This is a genomic window from Phaeodactylibacter xiamenensis, assembly GCF_000759025.1.
Classification (GTDB): domain Bacteria; phylum Bacteroidota; class Bacteroidia; order Chitinophagales; family Saprospiraceae; genus Phaeodactylibacter; species Phaeodactylibacter xiamenensis.
Genome location: NZ_JPOS01000079.1, coordinates 171,866 through 192,589, shown reverse-complemented (window position 1 = coordinate 192,589; position 20,724 = coordinate 171,866). Strand labels below are relative to the sequence as shown.

At 53.2% G+C, this 20,724-nt stretch carries 12 protein-coding genes; 3 read left to right on the top strand and 9 right to left on the bottom strand.

Annotated features, from left to right (window positions below; genetic code table 11):
- Positions 1-12: 12 nt before the first annotated feature.
- A complete protein-coding gene (bioD, locus tag IX84_RS20720; protein ID WP_044225234.1) occupies positions 13-651 on the bottom strand; it encodes a dethiobiotin synthase in 639 nt (212 codons plus the stop codon).
- 95 nt (positions 652-746) lie between these two features.
- On the opposite strand from bioD, the gene IX84_RS20715 reads away from it, so the two are divergent.
- From IX84_RS20715 to IX84_RS20705, 3 genes are all read left to right on the top strand, one after another.
- Complete coding sequence (locus IX84_RS20715; RefSeq protein WP_044225229.1) at positions 747-1,673, top strand: DUF72 domain-containing protein; 927 nt, start codon at positions 747-749, stop codon at positions 1,671-1,673.
- 50 nt (positions 1,674-1,723) lie between these two features.
- A complete protein-coding gene (ppk1, locus tag IX84_RS20710; protein ID WP_238578314.1) occupies positions 1,724-3,907 on the top strand; it encodes a polyphosphate kinase 1 in 2,184 nt (727 codons plus the stop codon).
- 100 nt (positions 3,908-4,007) lie between these two features.
- Positions 4,008-5,522 (top strand): DUF4836 family protein, encoded by a 1,515-nt coding sequence (locus tag IX84_RS20705; RefSeq protein ID WP_044225226.1) that lies wholly within the window; start codon positions 4,008-4,010, stop codon positions 5,520-5,522.
- Positions 5,523-5,548: 26 nt separating this feature from the next.
- Here IX84_RS20705 and IX84_RS20700 read toward each other — a convergent pair whose 3' ends face one another.
- The 8 genes from IX84_RS20700 to IX84_RS20665 all read right to left on the bottom strand — a co-directional run bounded on the left by IX84_RS20700 (position 5,549) and on the right by IX84_RS20665 (position 20,720).
- The gene (locus tag IX84_RS20700; protein WP_081968870.1) at positions 5,549-5,860 is read right to left on the bottom strand and encodes a type II toxin-antitoxin system VapC family toxin; all 312 of its coding nucleotides are present in this window, start codon (positions 5,858-5,860) and stop codon (positions 5,549-5,551) included.
- Entirely contained in the window at positions 5,860-6,096 is a 237-nt protein-coding gene (locus IX84_RS20695) for a hypothetical protein (RefSeq protein ID WP_044225223.1), read from the bottom strand. Before IX84_RS20695 ends, IX84_RS20700 begins: the two co-directional genes overlap by 1 nt.
- A 153-nt stretch (positions 6,097-6,249) precedes the next feature.
- Positions 6,250-8,082 (bottom strand): Xaa-Pro dipeptidyl-peptidase, encoded by a 1,833-nt coding sequence (locus IX84_RS20690; protein WP_044225221.1) that lies wholly within the window; start codon positions 8,080-8,082, stop codon positions 6,250-6,252.
- A 68-nt stretch (positions 8,083-8,150) separates the two neighbouring features.
- Positions 8,151-9,038, bottom strand: a complete 888-nt coding sequence (locus IX84_RS20685) for an AsmA family protein (protein WP_152605167.1) — start codon at positions 9,036-9,038, stop codon at positions 8,151-8,153.
- A 90-nt stretch (positions 9,039-9,128) separates the two neighbouring features.
- A complete protein-coding gene (locus IX84_RS20680) occupies positions 9,129-9,770 on the bottom strand; it encodes an AsmA family protein (protein WP_044225217.1) in 642 nt (213 codons plus the stop codon).
- Between the two features lie 74 nt (positions 9,771-9,844).
- Positions 9,845-10,282, bottom strand: coding sequence for a glycoside hydrolase family 17 protein (locus tag IX84_RS34010; protein ID WP_052516247.1), 438 nt, complete (start codon positions 10,280-10,282; stop codon positions 9,845-9,847).
- A gap of 30 nt (positions 10,283-10,312) precedes the next feature.
- The gene (locus IX84_RS20670) at positions 10,313-11,008 is read right to left on the bottom strand and encodes a hypothetical protein (protein WP_152605166.1); all 696 of its coding nucleotides are present in this window, start codon (positions 11,006-11,008) and stop codon (positions 10,313-10,315) included.
- Between the two features lie 4 nt (positions 11,009-11,012).
- A complete protein-coding gene (locus tag IX84_RS20665; RefSeq protein ID WP_044225213.1) occupies positions 11,013-20,720 on the bottom strand; it encodes a PKD domain-containing protein in 9,708 nt (3,235 codons plus the stop codon).
- Between the last annotated feature and the right edge of the window lie 4 nt (positions 20,721-20,724).

Below are 20,724 nucleotides of genomic sequence, written 5' to 3'. Positions count from 1 at the left end.
TTTATGACAAAATTACCCGAGCAGGCTTTTGCAGGCCGCGCCCACCCGCTGCACCTGCCGCTCAAAGCAGGTTTCTGTGAGGGCTTCCATTTCTCCCATGCGGAAGAGCGGCTGTATGCCGGTCATTTTTTCGATAATGCTCTCGGTGGAGGGATGAGGGTCACCGTTAAAGACCAGCCCGGCAATCGGGATATTGCGGTGGCGCAGGGCTTCCACACTCAGCAGCGTATGGTTGATGCTGCCCAGGTAGTGGCGGGAAACCAGGACGACTGGCAGCCCGAGTTGCTGAATCAGGTCGATTATACAATCATGGTCATTCAGCGGAACATGCAGCCCGCCGGCTCCTTCCGCCACCAGAAAGTTATCGGTCTGTGGCAATTCGAAATGCTCCAGCCTGATCTGTACGCCATCGTCGGCAGCACTGGCGTGAGGCGACATTGGCAGGTTGAGGCGATAGCGCTCCGGGTGAATTTGCCCGGCGGCAGCTCCGGCCCAGGCCGTGACCTTCATGGTATCCGTATTGTGAAGGTCACCGGATTGCACAGGTTTCCAATAGTCGGCTTTCAAAGCGCGGACCAGGAGGGCGGAGACTACTGTTTTGCCCACTTCGGTCCCAATCCCGGTTACAAAAACGCCTTTCGTTTGCTTCATGATCTTTCGTTTTACGAGAACAGCAATTCACTTCGGGCGGCAAAAATAGACTTTTTTCTTACCTTCGGCAGCATCACCAACTTCTTCTTCCAGGTATGAAATTTGGCAAACTTCCGGATATCAGTGATGTGGACTTCAGCTTGCCGGCAGATGCGCCGGGCAATGCGCAGCGTTTGTCCGCTTTGCCTGCCAACGGAGCAGCCCCACAGCTTTACATTGGCTGCACCGGCTGGAGCATGAAGGAATGGGTGGGCAGCGTTTATCCTAAGGGTACCAAAGCCAAAGACTACCTCAAAGCCTACAGCCTGCAGTTCAACACCATAGAGCTCAATACCACCCACTACCGAATTCCCGACGCTCAGACCATCGACAAGTGGTACCGGGAATCCACGGCTGACTTCCGGTTCTGCCCGAAGGTGCCGCAAACGATTAGCCACAGCAAATCGCTGGGCCTGGGCACTGATCTGATCCCGACCTTTTGTACCGCCATCGCCGGGCTGAAGGAAAAGCTGGGCTGCTGTTTTTTGCAACCCCCCCCCTACTTTGGCGCCGACCGCCTGCCCCAACTTGAGCAGTTCCTGCAAGCCTTCCCGGCTGAAATCCAACTGGCGGTGGAAGTGCGGCACGAAAGCTGGTTTGAAGATGTACGCAGTCTGGAACAATTGCTCAACACGCTGCACCGCCTGCAGCGCAGCGTAGTCATCACAGATGTGGCCGGCCGGCGGGATGTCCTCCACATGGGCGTCACGAATGCCACGGCTATGGTCCGCTTTGTAGGCAACGGGCTGCACCCCACCGATTACGCGCGGGCAGCTGATTGGGTGGGAAGGCTAAAGCAATGGGCACAACAGGGTGTGAAGGAAATCTACTTTTTCCCCCACGAGCCCGACAACCTCCTCGCACCCGAAATGGCTGCCCACTTTTATGAGACTGCAGCAGAGGGGATTCCTGCCATTCAAACCCGTGGCCCGGAATTATCTGAGCCCGGCGATCCGAAAGGTGAGCAAATGTCCTTATTTTAGCCAGTGAACCTATTTGGCACTCGCCAGGTCAAACTATAAGACTTCTTTCAATGTCCAAACTTGTTGAACACCAGGAAATGCTGAGAAACGAAAACGCGATATCGAATTACGACACCACTGAACTGATTCACCAAAGCAGTAAGGGTTTCCCTTTGCTGGAGCGCGATATCAGCTGGCTTTCCTTCAATTACAGGGTGCTTCAGGAAGCCAAAGACCCCACAGTGCCGTTGTTTGAGCGCATCAAGTTCCTGGCCATTTATTCCTCCAACCTCGATGAGTTCTTCCGGGTGCGCATGGCTAACCACCGCAACCTACTGCGTGTCGGCAAGAAGACGAAGAAAGAACTGCATATCAACTCCAAGCAGATCGTAAAAGACATCCAACGAATCGTCAACAAGCAACAGGAGGAATTCAGCCGGATTTTTGAGGAAGAAATCATTCCGGAACTGCGCAACCACGGTATTTACATGATCCGCCGCCTCGATCTTAACGATGCCCAGAAAGAGTATGTGGAGACCTACTTCAAGGATCATATGTTGCCTTTCGTGCAGCCGGTGCTTCTGGTCAAGAATAAAATCCGCCCTTTCCTCAACAACGCCGCCCTGTACCTGACCGTTCTGCTGGCCGAGCGCAACAACCCTAATGCGCCCCACAAGTACGCCATCGTCAAAATCCCTTCCGACCATCTCCCGCGTTTCATCCCTCTGCCGTCAGATGGCGGGCACAAGGATGTGATTATGCTGGACGATATCGTGCGCCACTCCGTGAGCTGGATGTTCCCGGGCTACGAGATCCTCGACACCTTTTCCATCAAGCTGACCCGGGACGCGGAGCTGTACATTGACGATGAGTTTTCCGGCGATCTGGTGGAGAAAATCAAAGCCAGCCTTTCCCGGCGGCAGGTAGGTCCGGCTTCCCGCTTCGTGTACGACCGGGAAATGCCCGATGAGCTGCTCGATTTCCTAAAAGAGGCTTTCGACCTGGAGAAATACGATATCCTTCAGGAAGGCCGCTATCACAATAACTTCGACTTTTTCAAATTTCCGACCTTTGACATTGACCACCTGAGCAACCCGCCTATGCCGCCCCTGCCCTACCACCCGCTGGAAGATGCAGACGATTTTTACCAGGCTTTGCGGGAACGCGACCATTTGATACATGTTCCCTACCATTCCTATGAGTCCGTGGTGCGCTTTTTTGAGACGGCCGCCCATGACCCCAAGGTGACGCACATCAAGATTATTCAGTACCGGGTGGCCCGTAAGTCGCGCATCATGAAAGCGCTGATGGAAGCGGTGGAAGCCGGCAAGCAGGTCTCTGTTTTCATAGAAGTAAAGGCGAGGTTTGATGAGGAAGCCAACCTGCGCTGGGGCGAAAAGCTGGAACAGGCGGGCGTGAATGTACATTACAGTTTTCCTGGCGTTAAAGTACATTCCAAAGTGGCGTTGGTACGCCGGGTGGAAAACCGCCGGGCCCGGATGTATGCGTATTTATCTACAGGCAACTTCCATGAAGATACCGCGAAGGTCTACAGCGACTTTGGGGTCTTCACCTCTGACGAACGCCTCGTCAATGAGGCGGCACGGGTCTTTTCCTTTTTGGAAACGGTAAAGGTGCCGCAGCAGGGTTTCGAGCACTTGATGGTAGGGCAGTTCAACCTCCGTACCGGACTGGAGCAGCTGATTGACTATGAAATCGAGCAGGCCAAAGCTGGCAACCGGGCAGAGATCATTCTCAAGCTCAACAGCCTGCAGGACGAGCCCATGATAGAAAAGCTTTATCAGGCCAGTCAGGCGGGCGTAAAAATCGAGCTGATCATCCGGGGCATTTGCTCCCTGGTGCCGGGTATAGAAGGCGTCAGCGAGAACATACGGGTCATCAGTATTGTGGACCGGTTTCTGGAGCACGCGCGGGTCTTTATCTTTTACCATGGTGGTGAAGAGCTGATTTACCTGTCCTCCGCTGACTGGATGTCGCGCAACCTCAGCTACCGGGTGGAGACTGCTTTTCCAATTTACGCGCCCCACATCCGCAATCAGATTAAGGACTTCATGACTATTCAGATGAGCGATAATGTGAAGGCCCGGGTGATCGACGCCGCCTCTTCCAACCATTACCGCAAGGATGGGTCAGATTTGGCGATCCGGTCTCAGATGGAAACCTATTACTACATCAAACGGCAGGCCGACCGGGAAAGCGGGCACGATCAGGAAGTGGTGCCGGGAATGATGTAAGGGCCCGCTTTTATCGAAATTTCACCCAGCTTAATCTATGCATCTGGCTTTCAAGGGCCTGAAGGATTAGTTTTGGAGCATTAATCAACGAAATCACGTTATGAAATTGCTCCGACTTATCACCCTTGGCCTGTTAGCCGCTCTTGTCATCAGCCTGAGTAGCTGCCAGAAAGACCCCGTCCCGACCGATAGCCTGGCCTACATTCCCGCCCACGCCGCCTCCGTCAGCACCTTCAATCTGCAACAACTGATGGACAAGGCGGATTATCCTACGCTGGTGCAAACGCCAGGCTTCCAAAAGATGGTGTCCGACATTGCCGAAGACAACCCTACCCTGGCCGCCATCGTAGCCAACCCCGAGCAATCAGGCGTAGACCTGAGCCAGAACGTCTACCTGTCCACCCTGCTTAGTGATACGGATGAGCCCCTGATGGTGTTCTCCGCCTCCCTGAGCGACACCGCTGCTTTTGGGCGTATGATCCGAAGCACCGAAATCAAGGCATTGCCCGCCAGTCAGCCCTTCAACTATGCCACTACGCCCGACGATGGGGCCATGGCCTGGAACGGAAAGGTCGCCCTTCTGGCTGTGTCCCAAAACAAGGAAGATGTTCAGGGCCGCCTGAAGGCACTCCTGGACAACTCCTCTAAAGCATCAATAGCTCAGAATACCAGCCTGCGCAAGCACCTGAATGGCGATTATGACCTGCTGAACTGGCTGTCCAGCGACTTCATCCTGCGCTCTGAAAGAATCAAATCCGGAGGCGCCCTGCTCAACTACAGCGAGGAAGACCTGCAGGGGCAGCACATAGCACATACCCTGACTTTCGAGAAAGGCTATGTGAACAGTGAAGTGGCCCTCGACCTGCAGGGGCAAATTAAAAATGACCTCAGCATGCTCTTTAAGGACGAAGTAAAAACCGATTTCGCCACCTTAGCGCCCGCTGGTACGCCCATGTTTATGCTCACCGCTGCTTTCGACATCACCGGTCTGAACCAACTGCTGATCGAGAAGTACACCAAAGGCATGGCAGAAGAAAGCCTGGCTGCATTCGGTTTTGATGTGGAAGGCCTGATTGACGAGCTTGATGGGGACATCATGCTTGCCGCCTACGATGAGCTTAACATCATTTTTGCTGCCAAACTCAAAGACGAAGCCCGTTTCCTCAATAACCTGAATGCTGCGGCGGCGGAAGGCAGCCTTGACCAGTTATCCGACCGTCGGTTCCGCTTCCTGAAGTTCAGGAAAGGCGCACCAGCTGACTCCACCGGGCAATCGCAAAGCATCGACATCGAAGGGCAGATTTTAATTCAGGATGGGCTGTTGTATCTTGCCAGCAATCCTGATTTACTGAAGCAGGTGGAAAGTGGCGACACCGGCCTGACAGGCACGGTCGCCGATGCTATGGGCGAGGTGATGATGGAGCAAATCTTCACAGCCATCGGAACACCTGTAGCCCTGTCCAAATGGGATGATGACCTCAGGCGCATTGAAGACGTGCGTGCCGGGGCCACCCGCGAGGGCGTGCAGTTCCGCGTAGACCTGGAAGAAAAGGAAATGAACAGCCTTCGCTATCTGATTGAGCAAATTCAGGAAGAGGAGGCTTCGGAGTTGTAGGAATGTATCAGGCGGCTGTGGGTGAGCTACAGCCGCCTTATTGCAGTTGCACCAATTATGGCATCCGGTATAAGCAGACCATGGCTAAGCCTATAATCTTCGATAAACCCTGATGCCATGATAGAAGTCGCTTTATCTATTTGAAGTTTATCATAGAAATTAATTCGCTTTTTCATCTGATCCAGCTCGGCTTTGTTACCCATACCCTGGTATAGCTCCATAACTGTGACCGCAGAGAGTATGATATTTGAAAGCCCGATCTTGTTTAGTTCTTCAATAGTAACAGAGTTACCATTGAAAGCATGTATAAAAATATTAGTATCACACAAAACCATCATTACTGCTCAAATTTTCTGTCCCATGCAGTGGCACGAACCTGCTCTAAAGTCTTGGGGTGTTTACTCCATATACCAAATAAAGAGGTAGGGTCAATGCTTTTATCTCCCTTAATGTAACTCTCCGATGCTGTTGAGGGCTCAAGCTGAACATTCACACTATTAATACCTAAAGTCTTAAGTAAATTCAGCACCTTCGCTAAAGCTTCTTTGTCGGCTGTCTGAATGGTAATGGTCATCTGTGGTATTTTTTAATCCAAAAATAAAACGTTTTTCACGATCATTAAGTGCCCAGCTTTTTTCACGATCAATAACAAATAATGCGTGGTTTCAACAACCCTTTTCGGACATTGCAAAATAAATGGTCAACGCTTTTCAGGAAGCTGCCAAAGTTACTCCTCCCCCATTCCCTTTCTAACCTGCGCTTCGCCGCCCACAACCGGTAGCACCAGCTTCGTCTTTTCCAGGTCTACGGTCAGCTCGGTACCCGGGTCTGGCCAAAGCGTAAAATCCCGGTCGGAGGAGAAAATCATCAACCCAATCTGTTGACCAGCGGGAATAACCTGATCATCCGGTTGAAGATCAAAGGAAACGGTATAGTACCGCCCGGGGTTCAGGGGCTCGCTTTCGCGAATGGAGGCGTGGTTCTGCGGGTCTGCCCAGCCGCGGGTGATGATGTTGTCGGTGATTTTGGTGCGGCGGCCTTCCTCCCAGGGCAGGGAGACCAGCCATACGGACAAGTTCGCTGCGGGCTTGCTGCTCGACAGGCGGATGGTCACGCGGGGGACTCCGGAAAGGTGCAGGTCTTCTTTCAGCTCCGGCGTGACGTACATCAGCCGGTGGTTAGTGTACTCGGCTTGTGCAAGGGCTCTGCCATCAAAGGAGAAGTTATCGGTCAGCGTTTCCTGCCCGGGCTTTTTGGCGGGCTGTAGTTGCAGTGCCCCCTGCCCCGGTGCGCCACCCTTCAGGTAAAAAGTAACCGCTTCCGCTGCCGGATTCGGATAATCCTCGTAGGGCGTGGGGTTGCTGTTTTCATCCTCCTCTCTGACAATCCAGGCTACGGGGTCGTCCTCTACCCCATTGTCAACGCCATGCAGGTAGCGGGTAAACCAACGGTTCATGATCCGCATGGGTGGTGGGCCGCCGTGCCCGGCCTGATGGTAGTAAATCTGCGCAGGCAGCCCTTTCTCTTTGGCTGCTTTATAAATGCGATAGCTATGCTCCGGCATGACATTCCAGTCGTTGAAGCCATGCGACATCAATAGGGCCGCTTTCATCGGCTCCATATCATTGAGGTAGTCGCGGCCCGCCCAAAAGTCATTGTAATCCCCGGTTTGACGGTCCATGCCTGCTTTCATTTCCTGATCGCGCACGGTGGCGTTATTATAGGCCCGCTTCTCCGGATTGCCGCTGTGGATGAAATCATAGAGCACGTCTATATCTTCGCCCAGGTAGCCCCCCGGAGAACGCACCAGCCCGTTGCTGCGGTAGTAATGGTAGTAAGAGGTATTGGGCGCAATGGGAATGATGGCCTCTAACCCATCCACGCCGGTGGTGGCAGCGGCCAGAGGGAGGGTCCCATTGTAGGAAGTCCCGGTCATGCCTACTTTGCCGGTCGACCAGTAGGCTTCCACTTCTTCATCGCCATCGGGCGTAGTGTAACCTTTTACCCGTCCATTGAGCCAGTCGATGACTGCTTTGGGCGCTAAAGACTCATTGTCGCCCCCAACTGTGGGCGCCCCCTGTGACAAGCCTGTGCCCGGAGAGGAAGAGTGCACCACAATATACCCCCTCGGCACCCAGGTACGGATATGGGAGTTGGAGATAATGGGGCGGTCCACACGCATTTCCACCTCAGGGTGTGCCCGCTCCGGGCCTATCTCCCCCAGCTCATGCCGTACATTCCAGAACAAGCCCTCCACATCTGGCGCTACACCGGCAAAATAAGGACTGGATACATAAACGACGGGCAGTTTCAGCCCTTCCGTTTCCGTTTGCTTTGGGCGGGTCACAGCGACATGCATGCGGTCCGGCTTATCATCGCCATCGGTGTCGAAGGTGGTTTCCACCCAGAGGTCGTGGCGTATCCATTCGTCTGCATTTTCGAAGGCGGGTACAATCTGAGCTTCGCCATCCTTGAATACAGGCTTGGTTTGTGCAAAAACACTGGCAGCAGCCAGGAAGCTGATCAGGGCAGCAAGCACTATGGTTCTGAATCGTAGCATTTAGGCATCGTATTGGTTGCCCGCTGAAGATAAGACAAAAAACTGAGGTGGAATATAGCGCGCAAACACTAGTGCCTCAAGCCGTCCTCCTCCGGCTCAACCTTAGTATGTTTTAACGCCTCGGGCAAAACCAGGTTGAGCAGTATGGTAGATTTGATGCCCGACAAAGCAGACCGCCATAGATAATGAAAAACAGAGCGGCTGTCGTCACGGTCAGCATGGATTTTTCCCAAACGGTGCTTGCCGCCCGCCAGGTTTTCCTGAGGGAATGCTAACCCTTCCACCACCCCATTTAGTATTTTTTTCACCAGTTTGGAGTCGCTGTCCAGGTACTGGATATCCAAGTCTTTATAAAAAAACCGCATTTCTCCTTCTACCTGCTGTGCATTAGCCACAGCGTTCAGGGTAAGCTCATCGACCATACCGCTTTTAAAACGAAAGCCTGCTGCCTCCGCCAGAATGGCATTCGCTCTGGGCAACGGGAACTGTTCCAGCCGGGCATTGTACCGAAAGGGCGCGCCGGGGTCATTGATGGGGAACTGTGCTGATAAATAAAGAGGCGCTTCTCCGTAAAAGGAGCATTCTAGTTCAAGGGTTATAGGACTTAGATCTGCATCGTTCCCAACTGTATGGATATCAGCGTTCAAATCTTTAAAATCTACTGTTCCAAGTTCCTCCTGGCCGGCGTAAAGCTCTGCATATTGAATATCCGCTCTGCGTAGCAGGATTTTATTAATCCTCACGCTCCTGCCCAAGTCTGACAGCCGGTTATGCGGCAAAGACTTCTGACGGGTAGAATCATGGGGCACCCGCTTGTCCATCACCACGCGCAGCTGAGGAGATTCCAGCGTAAGGGAGTGGGCGTGGAGGCTGTCTCGCAGTAGTGCTTTATAGCCCAGCCCTTCCACCTGTAGCGCCGGCAATTGCAGCGCGTAGCGCCCCTTCCGGTAGTCCATTTGCCGGGCAAAATCATTGGCGCCATGCAAAGATTGAACAGATAGGGCTTTGAGCTTGAGGGTGCTGTCCCGGCTATCCCCTGAGAGCTGCTACAGGGAAATTTGGTGCAAAAACGCCCGGTCCGGCATTTTACAGCTCCGGAGGTTGAAGGAGAGGTAGTCAGCCACCTTTGACGAAAGTCCCTCCCCTGACTGATAAGCGATCCCACCAATTGCTAGCGAAAAGGTATCTATGGTTGCGCGGGCGGTGGTGTCCTGGGAATTGGTGTAAATAAACTGCCCGTTTTGTGCGTAAAGCCGGCCGATTTCAAAGCGGAATTGTTTGCCAGATTGCCCGGAAGTCGTATCTGCCCTGACCTTGCCGGAAGTGTCCCTTTCCAAGTTTATCTGTGGAGCCTCCCATTTCACCTCCGAAACATGAAAAGTGGAATGAATCAATTTCAGCCATCGGATTTGGCGGACATGCAGGGCTTTGACCTGATACTGAAAGGCCCATCGCCCCGATGCGGTCTGCAAATCGCCCTTCACCTCCATACCAAAACAGGACACCTGCCGCCGAATGATGCTGACTTCCATTTTGTCATAGGAAAGGGCAACCTGACTGTTCCCGGCAGCCTGCTGAATTTTGTGCTCCACCCAGGAAGGTAAAATATAAAACACCCCGACCCCCAGTGTACAAGCTACCAGGAAGGCAATCAGCAAAAAGGTTTTCGATAGTTTTATTCTGGTCATTAACTTTTCCAACCTGTGCTTTTGCCGTGTGTTCGATTTCAAAGGGCCAGACCAGCCCCTTTTTCATCGGCCAGTCAGCAGACCTTGCACCACGAGCTTAGGCGACCGATCCACCCGGAACAAGCCCCAATGTTTCTCCGGCTCATTGGGGTCCGGTGAGCCTTTCCAGGGCTCGTCGAAGGAGAGAAGTAGAAGACCTCGATATTGTCCTGCCGGGCCCACTGCTGAATATTGAGGAAGTAGCGCAGCGCATTGTGGTGAGCAGGCGCTGCATCATTGAGTGCCGTGCCCTGACTGGGCCAACCGGTTTCGGTAATTATCACTTTCTTGCCCTGCCCGGCGTGCAAGGCCTGATAATACATCTGCTTGGCATGCATAAGGCTGTAATCAATATGACAGCTTCCCCAGTAAGGGTAGCAGTTGGCTAGAATGACATCACATGCAGCGGTAATCTGTGGATGGGCCCAAAATTCAAAGTAAGCGTCAACATAGCCTACCTGGACTTCCTCCAAACTAGTGAAGCATCTGCAGGGCAGTGTGCTCTACTCCACCTCCACATCAATCACAACAGGATCAGACCATGCTTCATCATTATCCTGCACCCGCACACTGATTTGGTAACGACCTGGTTTGGGGTAAATATAATCCAGCAAACTTCTTGAGGTAACTGTTTTATAAAACCCGATCAGGTCAAACTCGTAAGCGATCACACTTCCACCCCAATCCGCATCTGTATCCAGGCTTTCTCCTGCATCGATGCGGACGTGGTACGGCGATGCCTCCGCAACCCACGCAGCAGTCACTCTGACCTGCGGCCGTTGATTTTCCATAGCTATAATCTCGATTACCGCAGTACTTGAAGAACCGGAAGCCGCCCGGGCTTCTAAAAAAAACGAGTGCACGCCGGCTTCCAAAGGGCGGAAAATAACATCTCCCTCACTCCAATCTAACACAACGGTTGTGTTATTCAGTACCTGCCCATCGTACATTACCAAACCGCCTTCGAGCCTTGACATTGACAATTCTGTACTGCCCTCACTGCCCAGGATGCGAAAAGGGATTTGAAGTGTGGCACCGTGACCAAACTTCAGCGTATCCTCATAAACATCTGTCCCTCCAATTTGCAGTTCGATTTCAGCATTACCACCTGGGTTATCGCCTTCCGGATTACAGGCTGCGCAGCCAAGGGCGAACAGCAGGAGTAAACCCACTAATCTATTGGTTACCATTGCTTTCATATTTTTATTGTCTGATCAATTTAACCACGGCGCCTCCGTATTGCCCTTGAAGCCGCAAGTAGTACAATCCCGCCGGTAGTGATACTCCATTTAGATTAAACCGGATATTTTCCACTTGCTCGCTGAGAATCAGCTCCCGCCTCAGCAACTGCTTTCCGTAGGCATCCAGCAATTCAAGCTGATACAGGCCAGGCTGCTCTACCTTTAATGTCGCATTAATAAAACTCCGGAAAGGATTGGGGAATACCCGCCCATCAATATCTCTGCTACCTACGAGTGGCGTGCCACGCTCGTCCAGTCCCCCTCCAACCCCATCCCAAACAGAAACGGAAACCAGGCTTTCTTCCATTTGATACCCCACACAGCCGGCTGAATCCGTCACTTCCAGCGACACATCGAAGGTACCGGGCAGGTTGTAAAAGTAGTAAGGAGCCGGGTCTGTGCTCCATCCATTATCACCAAACTCCCAGAAGTAACTGCAATTGCCACAAACCTCTGTTGGCAAAAACTGTACCAGGTCACCCTCCTCTAAATCCAGGCCGGGGTTCACCGTGAAGACAGCTTCCGGTGCCTGCACTTCGATAGGATACTGCACTAATGCAGATGTACAGCCTGCTATCCTGCTTCGGGTGTAAATCACCTCATCTGTTTCAAAGCCCGGGCTTACCCACACCGGACCGGTAGCAAAGGGGGTGTCGTCTGAGAGGCTGCCGTACCATTCTACAGCAGCCTGAGGGTAACCGGGCACCGTACCCGAGAAGTAAGCAGGCTCACCCCGGCAGATTACGCCCCCACCATTCGCCAGGATCTCAGGAGCCGGAGGAGGAGTATCCAGACTTGTAACGGTACCGGAAATGCTATCAGACAGCCCGTTAGCATCCGTAACAGTAAGGCTGTAATCTCCTGTAGGCAACCCTTCAATAAAAGCAGTCGTTGCTCCATTGCTCCAGGCGTAGGTGAAGGGTGGCACACCGCCCTGCGCCGTAGCATGAATTGCTCCTGTGGTGCCAGATGCACAAAGTGTTGGTTCAACAGACAAAGCCAGTGTCAATTGAGGTGGGGCAGCTATCGTCAGGACTTGAGAATGCTGGGCTGTACAACCCTCAGTAGTTGACACTTCCAAAACTACGGTATAAACGCCTGGGAGCAGGAAGGTATGCGTTGGCGAGGTTAAATCCGTTAACTGCCCATCCCCGAAATCCCAATTGTAGCTGGCATGGTCATTAGCCACAGGTAAAAAGACTACTGCTTCCTGAGCTGTAAGATTACCTTCAATACTAAAATCAGCTTCCGGAGACTGCACTTCCAGGCTGAGAAAAGCAGAAGGCGAGAAACAGCTGCCCCGGCTGGCCTGAACAAATATGGACAGAGAATCTGTATCATCAGGCGCGAGGGCAATGTTGCTACCCGTTCCTATCAGGGTGCTATCTTCATTATACCACCAATACTGATCTACAACCTGCCCTGTGGTCGCCGTGAACAGCGTACTTTCCGAAGCACATAAAGGAGTACCGCCAGGCACCGTAATGACAGGTTCAGGTGGGGTATTAAACAATGGATTTAGTTGCAGTTGCCGTTGCAGCGATAGCCCATCAGCATCAGTCAGGGTAAGCCCGTATGCCCCTGCTGCCAGCCCCTCGGCAGTCATTCCGGTACTCCCGTTAGACCAATTGACGGTGAAGGGAGGGGTGCCGCTGACGACTTCTGTTATAGTGATGGCTCCGGTGCTGTCACTTTCACACTCGGGCCGTTGCAGAGCTACGGCTAAGCTCAACTGCCCGGCAGGGGCTACGCTTACTGCATTGGGCTGCACCGCAGAAGCCGTACACCCCTGCGGAGAGCTGACCGTCAATCCAACCGAATACATACCAGGTACCTGGTATGCATGAACGGGTGCCACTTGCTCTGCTACCTGACCATCACCAAATGACCACTGATAGGTATAGCCTGTCCCCACCCAGTCTGGCTGAAACTCTACCGATTCCCCTGTCGCAGCAACCGGGCTGCTTACCTGAAAGCCAGCGGATAGGTCCTGTTGGTACAACGTCACCGCCGAGCGCTCCTGACTTTGACAGCCATTGCTCACTGATTCTACATAAAAGGTCTGGCTGGTGCCATTCAGCCCGTGTTGACTGTAAGCTGCGCCCGAGCCTAACAAACCATTACCGCTAGCACTACTATACCACAGGAAATTGCTCGCCACCCCATCCGGGTCGTAAGCGTACATCAAAGCAAGTTCTCCGGCACATAACGTATCCTGCCCGGTCAGGGCAACCGGAGCAGGCAATGCCGGCACAGTGCTTTCCAGCACGATTTCACCGTTTGCTGTATTCCCTGCAGCGTCTGTAACAGTAAGGTTGTAGGTACCGGAGGACAAACCGCTAATTATGCCGGAGGTTGGGCCATGTGCCCAATTGTAAGTGTGAGGAGCAAGGCCTCCTGTTACCAACGCCTGTACTTCTCCGTCTTCATCTTCTGCGCAGAAGGGAGAAACGGACTCAAAAGTTACCGCAAGTGCCTGGCCATTCCCCACTGCCAAGCTTCGGGAAAAGGTCGCCGAGCATCCCTCAGGGCTTGTTACTGTTAGTGTGGCCAGGAACGTACCGGAGGAAGAATAGATATGTACCGGTGCCTGATCAAAGGAGCTGCCCCCATCACCAAACGTCCAGTCATAGTTCCATTCCGAACCTAAAGTATCCGGAATGAAAGATATAGCCGAACCAGGCAGCACATTTATCGGATCTGTGGTAAAGGTAGCAGAAACAGCCAACGGGTCCAGGACAGCTTCAGTCCGCTCCTCTGAAACACAACCGCCAACAGCGGAGCCAGCGTACCATCCTGAAGCAGTAGCAGGCAAGGTATAGGCAGCGCCTGCATAAACAGGGGAACCTCCCGTAGGTGTAGGATACCACAGCACGGTAGCTCCGGGCGAGGAAGGCACTCCCACCAGTGTAACAGGACTGCCCATACAAGCCTGCGCGGGAGCGTTCACAATGGGTGGTGGCAAATCCCCCACAGCGCTTTCCAGCTGATAATCAGCTGTGACCTCCTGCCCTTCCGCATCAGTTACAGTTACTCCATAAAAACCTGGCAACAGCTCTTCCGTCAAGGAATCAGATGCGCCATGGCTCCAGCTAAAGTTATAAGGAGGTTCGCCCCCTGTTGCCAGGGCTGTCAGTGAACCATCTGGCACATCCGGACAAGACGGAGCTTCGGCGGCTATGGCGACCTGAAGGCTGACCCCCTGATTGCTCAACACTTCCACCCATTGCGATTGCATAGCGTTACAACCGCCCGGAGTCTGAGCCGTTAGTTCCACCTGATATAAACCCGGCGACGTATAGATATGCCCGTTGGAAGGCCCGCTAGCGGTCTCTCCATCCCCAAAAGCCCAGGTATACTCATCACTGACCGGTCCCTCGGCTTCCACCACAAGTACATCACCTGCTGTAAGAACAACCGAAGAAAGTGAAAAAGCAGCATTCGCAGCATCAATGCCTACCGCAGCGGTTGTGCTTTCTTCTGACACACAGCCTTCATATACTGTGCGTACTTCATAAGATTGCGGCACTGATACTGCTGGAAGTAATAAATAACTGCCTGTATAAACGACATTTCCTCCCTGCAACCATTGATATTGTGCTCCTGCGGGGCCTCCCGTAGCGGAGATCCACGCGCTTTCACTTTCACAGACAGTGGCTGTAGTTTGTCCGATTACAGGCGCTGACAATGCAGGTACCACAGGCGCTAGCTCCGCTGCTGCCTCACCAGTCCTGCCTTCGCTATCTGAAACCGTAACAGCATAATAACCAGGCAGCAGCCCGGTTAAAGTACCGTTTGCTGCTCCCGTATTCCAGGTATAGTTAAAAGGAGGCGTACCGCCAGAGACTACAGCGGAAAGCCCACCTGTAGCGTCTTCCGCGCAAATCGGGCGGTCCATTTCCAAATCCAGCGACAATCCTCCGGAATGGGCTCCGCTTACCACGACAAACGCTTGCGACTCCACTTCACAACCTCCGGCACTAATGACAGTCAGGATCACCTGGTACGTGCCAGGTTCATTGTAAGTATGCTGGACCGCCGAACCCTGAGCAGAAGTACCATCGCCCAATTCCCAGGAGAAGGAAGCGGCAGAGGGCTCGGAAGCCTGAATATTGACCACCTGCCCAACCGAAGGCGCAGCCGGAATAACCGAAAAAGCTGCAGTTGGCATTTCAAATGTTACATCTATGGGTGTACGGAGAGAAGTGCACCCGCCCAGGCTGGTTTCAGCATAAATGGTGCCGGGTAGGCCTCCCGCCATAGCCTCCAATACAGGCCCCTGTCCCAACAGGTCCCCGCCTATTGGGCTATCATACCAGAATACCGTAGCTCCGGGCCGTATTCCATTAGCTGAAATAACTACCGGGGTGCTCGGACAAACAGGCTGAGCGCCCAGTACGGTTAACTGGGGCGGCTCCAGCGCATCATCTGCCCCCACTACAGTACTCCCAAAAGCCTCGGCGCCCTGACTATCTGTAACAGTTAAAGTGTACGAATCAGGCAACACTCCAACCTGGTAAGCTTCTGCACTGCCGTTACTCCAGGCGTAAGTGTACGGAGGAAGTCCGCCGATGGCGGCTGCCGATAGTGTACCAGAAGCACTGTTTGGGCAGGTAGCCGGTTCCGAGAGAGGCAACGCCTGCAATACGCTTTGTGCGCTTCCGGCATTTGAGCTACCAAGCACCTGTATGCGTTTGGTCTGTACGTCAGTGCACCCCGATTGTACAGCTAGCGCAGTAAGTGAAACCTCATAAATGCCCGGTTCGGAATAGGTGTGCTGCATGTTTGACAAGGTGCCATCCGGTGTGTTATCGCCCCAATCGTAAACAAAAGTCTGCCCCAGTTGAAGATTTAATGCTGTGAATGTAATCGGCTGATTAACATAAACCACTTCAAAATCAGTGGTAAAAGTTGCATTGGGCCGGATGACCTGTATAGGCACCGGCGTTCGGGAAGAGGAACAACCTGATGCTGTACGCGCCTCCACATAGTAAGTCTGGCTTTCTTCTACATCCAACAAAAACAGGGTCTCCCCCACGTATACCGGTTCATCACCAACAGCAGTGGGGTACCAAAAGTAGTCTACTTCTTCGTCGCCTTCTGTTTGATAAGCGACAGCCCAGGCATCTTCGCCCGCACAGATAAAGCTACCGGCATTAATAATCACATCGGGGGCTACTGGTGAAGAGCCTGCATGGATGCTGACTTGGGCAGCCCTGTCGTAACCATCAGCATCCGTTACCGTTACGGTATAAACGCCTGCACTTACATCATTCAGAAAGGGCCCTGTGCTACCCTCTGACCATTGAATGCTGTAAGGAGGTGTGCCCCCCACTACCTGCACCTGTGCCTGGCCATCATCAGCCCCCTGACAGGTAGCAGGCTGAGCTTGAAGGTCTAAAGCCAGGTTTCCTGCCCATACCTGTACTGTGACCGTTACTTCTGATACACAGCCTGCGGGATTCGTTGCCCGTAACCAGACTTGGTAACTTCCTGGCAGCTCATAGGCATGGAGGTGTGGGCCAGGCCCAAAGGCATGCTCCCCATCACCGAACGCCCATTCATAATCCAGTCCTGCAGGGGCCTCAAAAGTCAACGCCTCTCCGGGCTGGGCGGAGTAATCCGAAACCGTGATCACCGGGTTCACTTCGGCTACTTCAACTGTTACCGGCACCCGTTCGCTCACACACCCATCGAGACGGGCTTCAGCCCATAACTCCATATCCAAATTCAGGCCCAAAAGGGTAAGCTGATCGCCCACATAAACCGGGGTCAGGTCATCCGGGCCACTATACCACCAAATATTGGCCGCCGTTGCTTCAGTAAAAGCGGATAAGGTAACCTGCTCATCCTGACAGTGTGTGCCCCCTCCCGAGACCATCGGAACTGGCAAGGCCGAAGGAGCTTCAGGCACCTCCAAAATGAGTTGTGCCGTAGCGCCCACCGCATCCGTAGCCGTGACGGTATATTGACCAGCTAGGAGACTATCGGCCAAAAGCCCGGTTAGCCCATTGCTCCAGGCTAACGTATATGGAGGCATGCCTCCTTCAACCTGCAGATGTACAATACCCGTATTGGAATTGCACGCAGCAGGCACAACGTCGGCTTCCAGGCTTACGGTACTGCCCCAAATGACAACGGTCCGGCTTGCCGAAGCTTCACACCCCAGGGGGCTTATAACTGTGAGGGCCACTTCATAAACTCCAGGTTGATCAAACTGGAAGCTACTTTCTACCTGACTGGCTGTCCCCAGGCCGCCCCAATCCCAGTGATAGGAATAACCGGTCTGCATGGTATCAGGAGCAGCCGTTAAAACCTCTCCAGGGAAGGCACCCGTTGCTGAAAGGTGAAAGGTAGTCAATGGTGTTTCTACTGTAATCTGCGTGTTCGTTCGCCCCGGAGATGTGCATGCACCATATCCCGCCTCAACCCACAATGATTGCGGTTCTGTCACGCCATACAACACCAGGGTATTGCCTGTATGGAACGGGGTGAGATCAGCTGAGTCTCTGTACCAGTTCAAACGCGCCTCGCTGCCTGGTGCTACCGCAGAAAGAACCACATTGGAGCCGGCGCAATACCCGCCGCCGCCCGCAATGACTGGTAGGGGTAAATTATCAGCTGTTGCACCCACGATGAACTCCGTGGACGCCGTGCTGCCCTGGCCACTTCGGTTCTCTTCCCATTGCAGCGCACCGGTCAGCAAATCAGGGAGTTGGTCGCCATTAATATCTCCTACCGAATGAATCTTCCCTGAAGCGTCAGGACCGACCGGTCCGCGTTGCAGATAGCCGCTCGGCAACGATTCGTACCAAAGCGTCCCATTCGTACCTAAATCCAGCAGTATATCCTCCTGGCCATTTCCCGCCATATCCAGGCCCCACACCCCCTTTGCGGCAGTGGGTGCAGTGAATAGTATTTCAGATGTTCCGGTATCCAGGCTGTAGCGGGCGACCTGACCATCCGATTGAAGAACCAAAACAGAACCGTCTGACGCCCAAAGCCCTTGTACCGATGCATCCGTCAGCAAATTGGCAGAAAAATCCCCCGGAGCTGTTTGAAGGTAGGCGGTCAGTCCCCACGTACCACCAACCACCAAGTCAGCCAGGCCGTCCGCTCCGTTGTCTGCCAGCGCAAGCTGTCCTGTATTGCCGCCCGGCGCACCAATCACCTGGCTTTGCCAATTCCCAGCGCCCTGCCGGAACCATCGGACTTGACCGCCCCAGAATGCTACCACATCGGTATCCTCGTCTCCATCCATATCAGCAGCCAGGAGTGCTTCCACTTCACTGCCGGCAGCATCAAGAACTTCCACGGCAAAGGTATCAGCAGCATAGCGCAAAGCAGATAAGCGAAGCCCGCTGCTATCGGCTGCAAAAAGAAGGGTATCCGACTCATGAGCCGGAATAGCGCTTAGATGAGTGATGTTACTCAAAGGCACAGCAACAGCTTCCATGTGGAAATTTTCCGGATGAGACTGCCACAGGCTGTCCCCTCCGGCCATAACATTCATAACACCATCATTGTCTATATCCGTGAGAATAGCATCCCCCGAAGTGAAAGATGGCAGCAAGGGATGGGTTTCAAAAGGTAAACTTTCCGTAACAGATACCGTATACACCCCGGGCAGCAGGCCTGTCGCCTCCGGCCCGGAAGCGCCATTACTCCATTGATACCGGTAAGGAGGCTGGCCACCCTCCAATATCAAACTGGCACTGCCGGTAGGGCTGTCAGGACAATCTGCGTCGCTTACCACCGGCACAATGCGAAAACTACTTTCTGCAATATTTATCAATTGCACTTCGCTTGCGGTACAACCCTGAGCGGTGACCACACTGAGTTCCACTTCGAATACCCCGGCAGCACCGAAGGCATGAGCCACAGAAGGCCCCTGAGCAATTGCCCCATCTCCAAAGTCCCATTCGTAACTATATGTAGTATCCACCACACCCGCAGTAAAAAAGATGGAATCCTCAGGAGCATTGACTAATGCGGAAGCCATGAATCCGGCATCGGGCGCATCAACGAAAACCTGCGCGGGTGTTCTGGCCTCAGAAGCACAATTGTTCAAGCGTGCTTCAGCCCAAAAAGTAACGGTATCTGCAACGCCATTCAGCGTCATCGTATTCCCTACATAAAAAGGCACCTGGCCAGTAGAGTCAGCGTACCACCAGGTCAGCCCACCCATCAGGCTTTCCTGAGTAGTTAATGAAACGGTGGCCCCCTCACAGTAAGTGCCGCCACCCAAAACCGCGGGCGCAACGACCCATTGTTCAGGCTGCAGCGAGATGGTATCGGAAAAGGCGGTGCCAGTCTGATCAGTCACCGTGACAATATATTCGCCTGGCGACAGGTGCTCAATCCGGCGGCTGTCCGCTCCGGTATTCCAACTGTAGAGATAGGGCGGGATGCCATTTACGGCCTGTACCGTGATGAAGCCCGTGGTATCTGTTTGGCAAAGGGGAGCTGTGATGTCGACCAAAAGATCAAAGCTGAGCTCATCCACTTCTACCAATGCCGAGGAGGTAGCCGTACAACCGGCATCGGTGGTGACTTCCAGCAGGACCTCATACAATCCCGCTTGCTGATAGACATGCCGATAAGGAGCGTCATCTCCAATAACTCCGTCCCCCATTATCCATTTGTAATCATATTCCTGCACCACTTCCTCCGGTAACAGGACCAAGGTATCCTGAATGGCAAGGTCGTTGTCATTTAAGATAAACGAAGCATTGGGAGCGGGATGAGCAAAGAGAGCTTGCTCTGTTTGTTCAGAAAGGCAGTTGCGAAGATTGGTCTCCGCCGAAAAAACGGTAGTAGATGTCAGTTCAGTAACGCCTATAAAACTGCCGACTTCCACGATATTGCCCGTTACATTGTACCAGTAAATATCCGCGGCGGGTGCGCCATCGGCACTGGCGAATAGGAAAACCGATTGCCCTTCACATAAAGTATCAGCAGGAGCCGCCGAAATTACCGGAGCTGGTATTTCCTGTTCCAGATTTTCCACTACCGCCTGCGCTTCACGGCTAAAACCATTGCCTTCTGTGACGGTAAGGGAATAAGTGCCTGCTTCCAGATGGTAGATGCTGTCAACGGTAGCACCTGTGCTCCAGTCAAGGGAATAAGGCGGGTCTCCTCCCGAAATATTAACTTTTGCCCATCCCAGCGTATCCGCCAGGCAAAGGACAGGGCCGGCGCTTATCGCAAGCTGCAGATTAATGGAAGCAATATGGAAAGGATTGCCGAAGCTGCCAATCAGACCGTCTGCTTCAAAGGCCACCTTGGTTTTTGCTGGTAAGACCTTATCCAAACTGGCATCATATACCTGAAATGTCAAAGAATCCGCTGGGGGATGCGGGCTTTCTCCGGAGTAAATAAACATGGAAAGCAGATAGCGGTCAATTCCGGGTACATAAACGGGCTGGGCGACACCGCGTATCCTATTGCTTTGCTCCCAGAATACCGCAACAATATCGTTGGTATCCGTTGACTCTATGCCCTCTATTTCCAGGACGCCCGTCAGAAGCATATCCTGTGGGTAAGCAGCGGGAGTTACCTGCCATGTGCCAGGATCCTGGCGATCGGCTGTATCCTGCGCCGAGAGTGGCAGCAATCCGGCAAAAAAGAGGCCAATAAAAAGCCCGGTAAGTTGTGTAGCCATTTTCATGAGA

Excerpts from the sequence above, each read along its gene's own strand:
- IX84_RS20715 (WP_044225229.1), top strand. The coding sequence starts at position 747 with ATGAAATTTGGCAAACTTCCGGATATCAGTGATGTGGACTTCAGCTTG.
- IX84_RS20680 (WP_044225217.1), bottom strand. The coding sequence starts at position 9,770 with ATGACCAGAATAAAACTATCGAAAACCTTTTTGCTGATTGCCTTCCTG.
- IX84_RS20690 (WP_044225221.1), bottom strand. The coding sequence starts at position 8,082 with ATGCTACGATTCAGAACCATAGTGCTTGCTGCCCTGATCAGCTTCCTG.
- bioD (WP_044225234.1), bottom strand. The coding sequence starts at position 651 with ATGAAGCAAACGAAAGGCGTTTTTGTAACCGGGATTGGGACCGAAGTG.
- ppk1 (WP_238578314.1), top strand. The coding sequence starts at position 1,724 with ATGTCCAAACTTGTTGAACACCAGGAAATGCTGAGAAACGAAAACGCG.
- IX84_RS20700 (WP_081968870.1), bottom strand. The coding sequence starts at position 5,860 with ATGATGGTTTTGTGTGATACTAATATTTTTATACATGCTTTCAATGGT.
- IX84_RS20695 (WP_044225223.1), bottom strand. The coding sequence starts at position 6,096 with ATGACCATTACCATTCAGACAGCCGACAAAGAAGCTTTAGCGAAGGTG.
- IX84_RS20685 (WP_152605167.1), bottom strand. The coding sequence starts at position 9,038 with ATGGACTACCGGAAGGGGCGCTACGCGCTGCAATTGCCGGCGCTACAG.
- IX84_RS20705 (WP_044225226.1), top strand. The coding sequence starts at position 4,008 with ATGAAATTGCTCCGACTTATCACCCTTGGCCTGTTAGCCGCTCTTGTC.
- IX84_RS20670 (WP_152605166.1), bottom strand. The coding sequence starts at position 11,008 with ATGAAAGCAATGGTAACCAATAGATTAGTGGGTTTACTCCTGCTGTTC.
- IX84_RS20665 (WP_044225213.1), bottom strand. The coding sequence starts at position 20,720 with ATGAAAATGGCTACACAACTTACCGGGCTTTTTATTGGCCTCTTTTTT.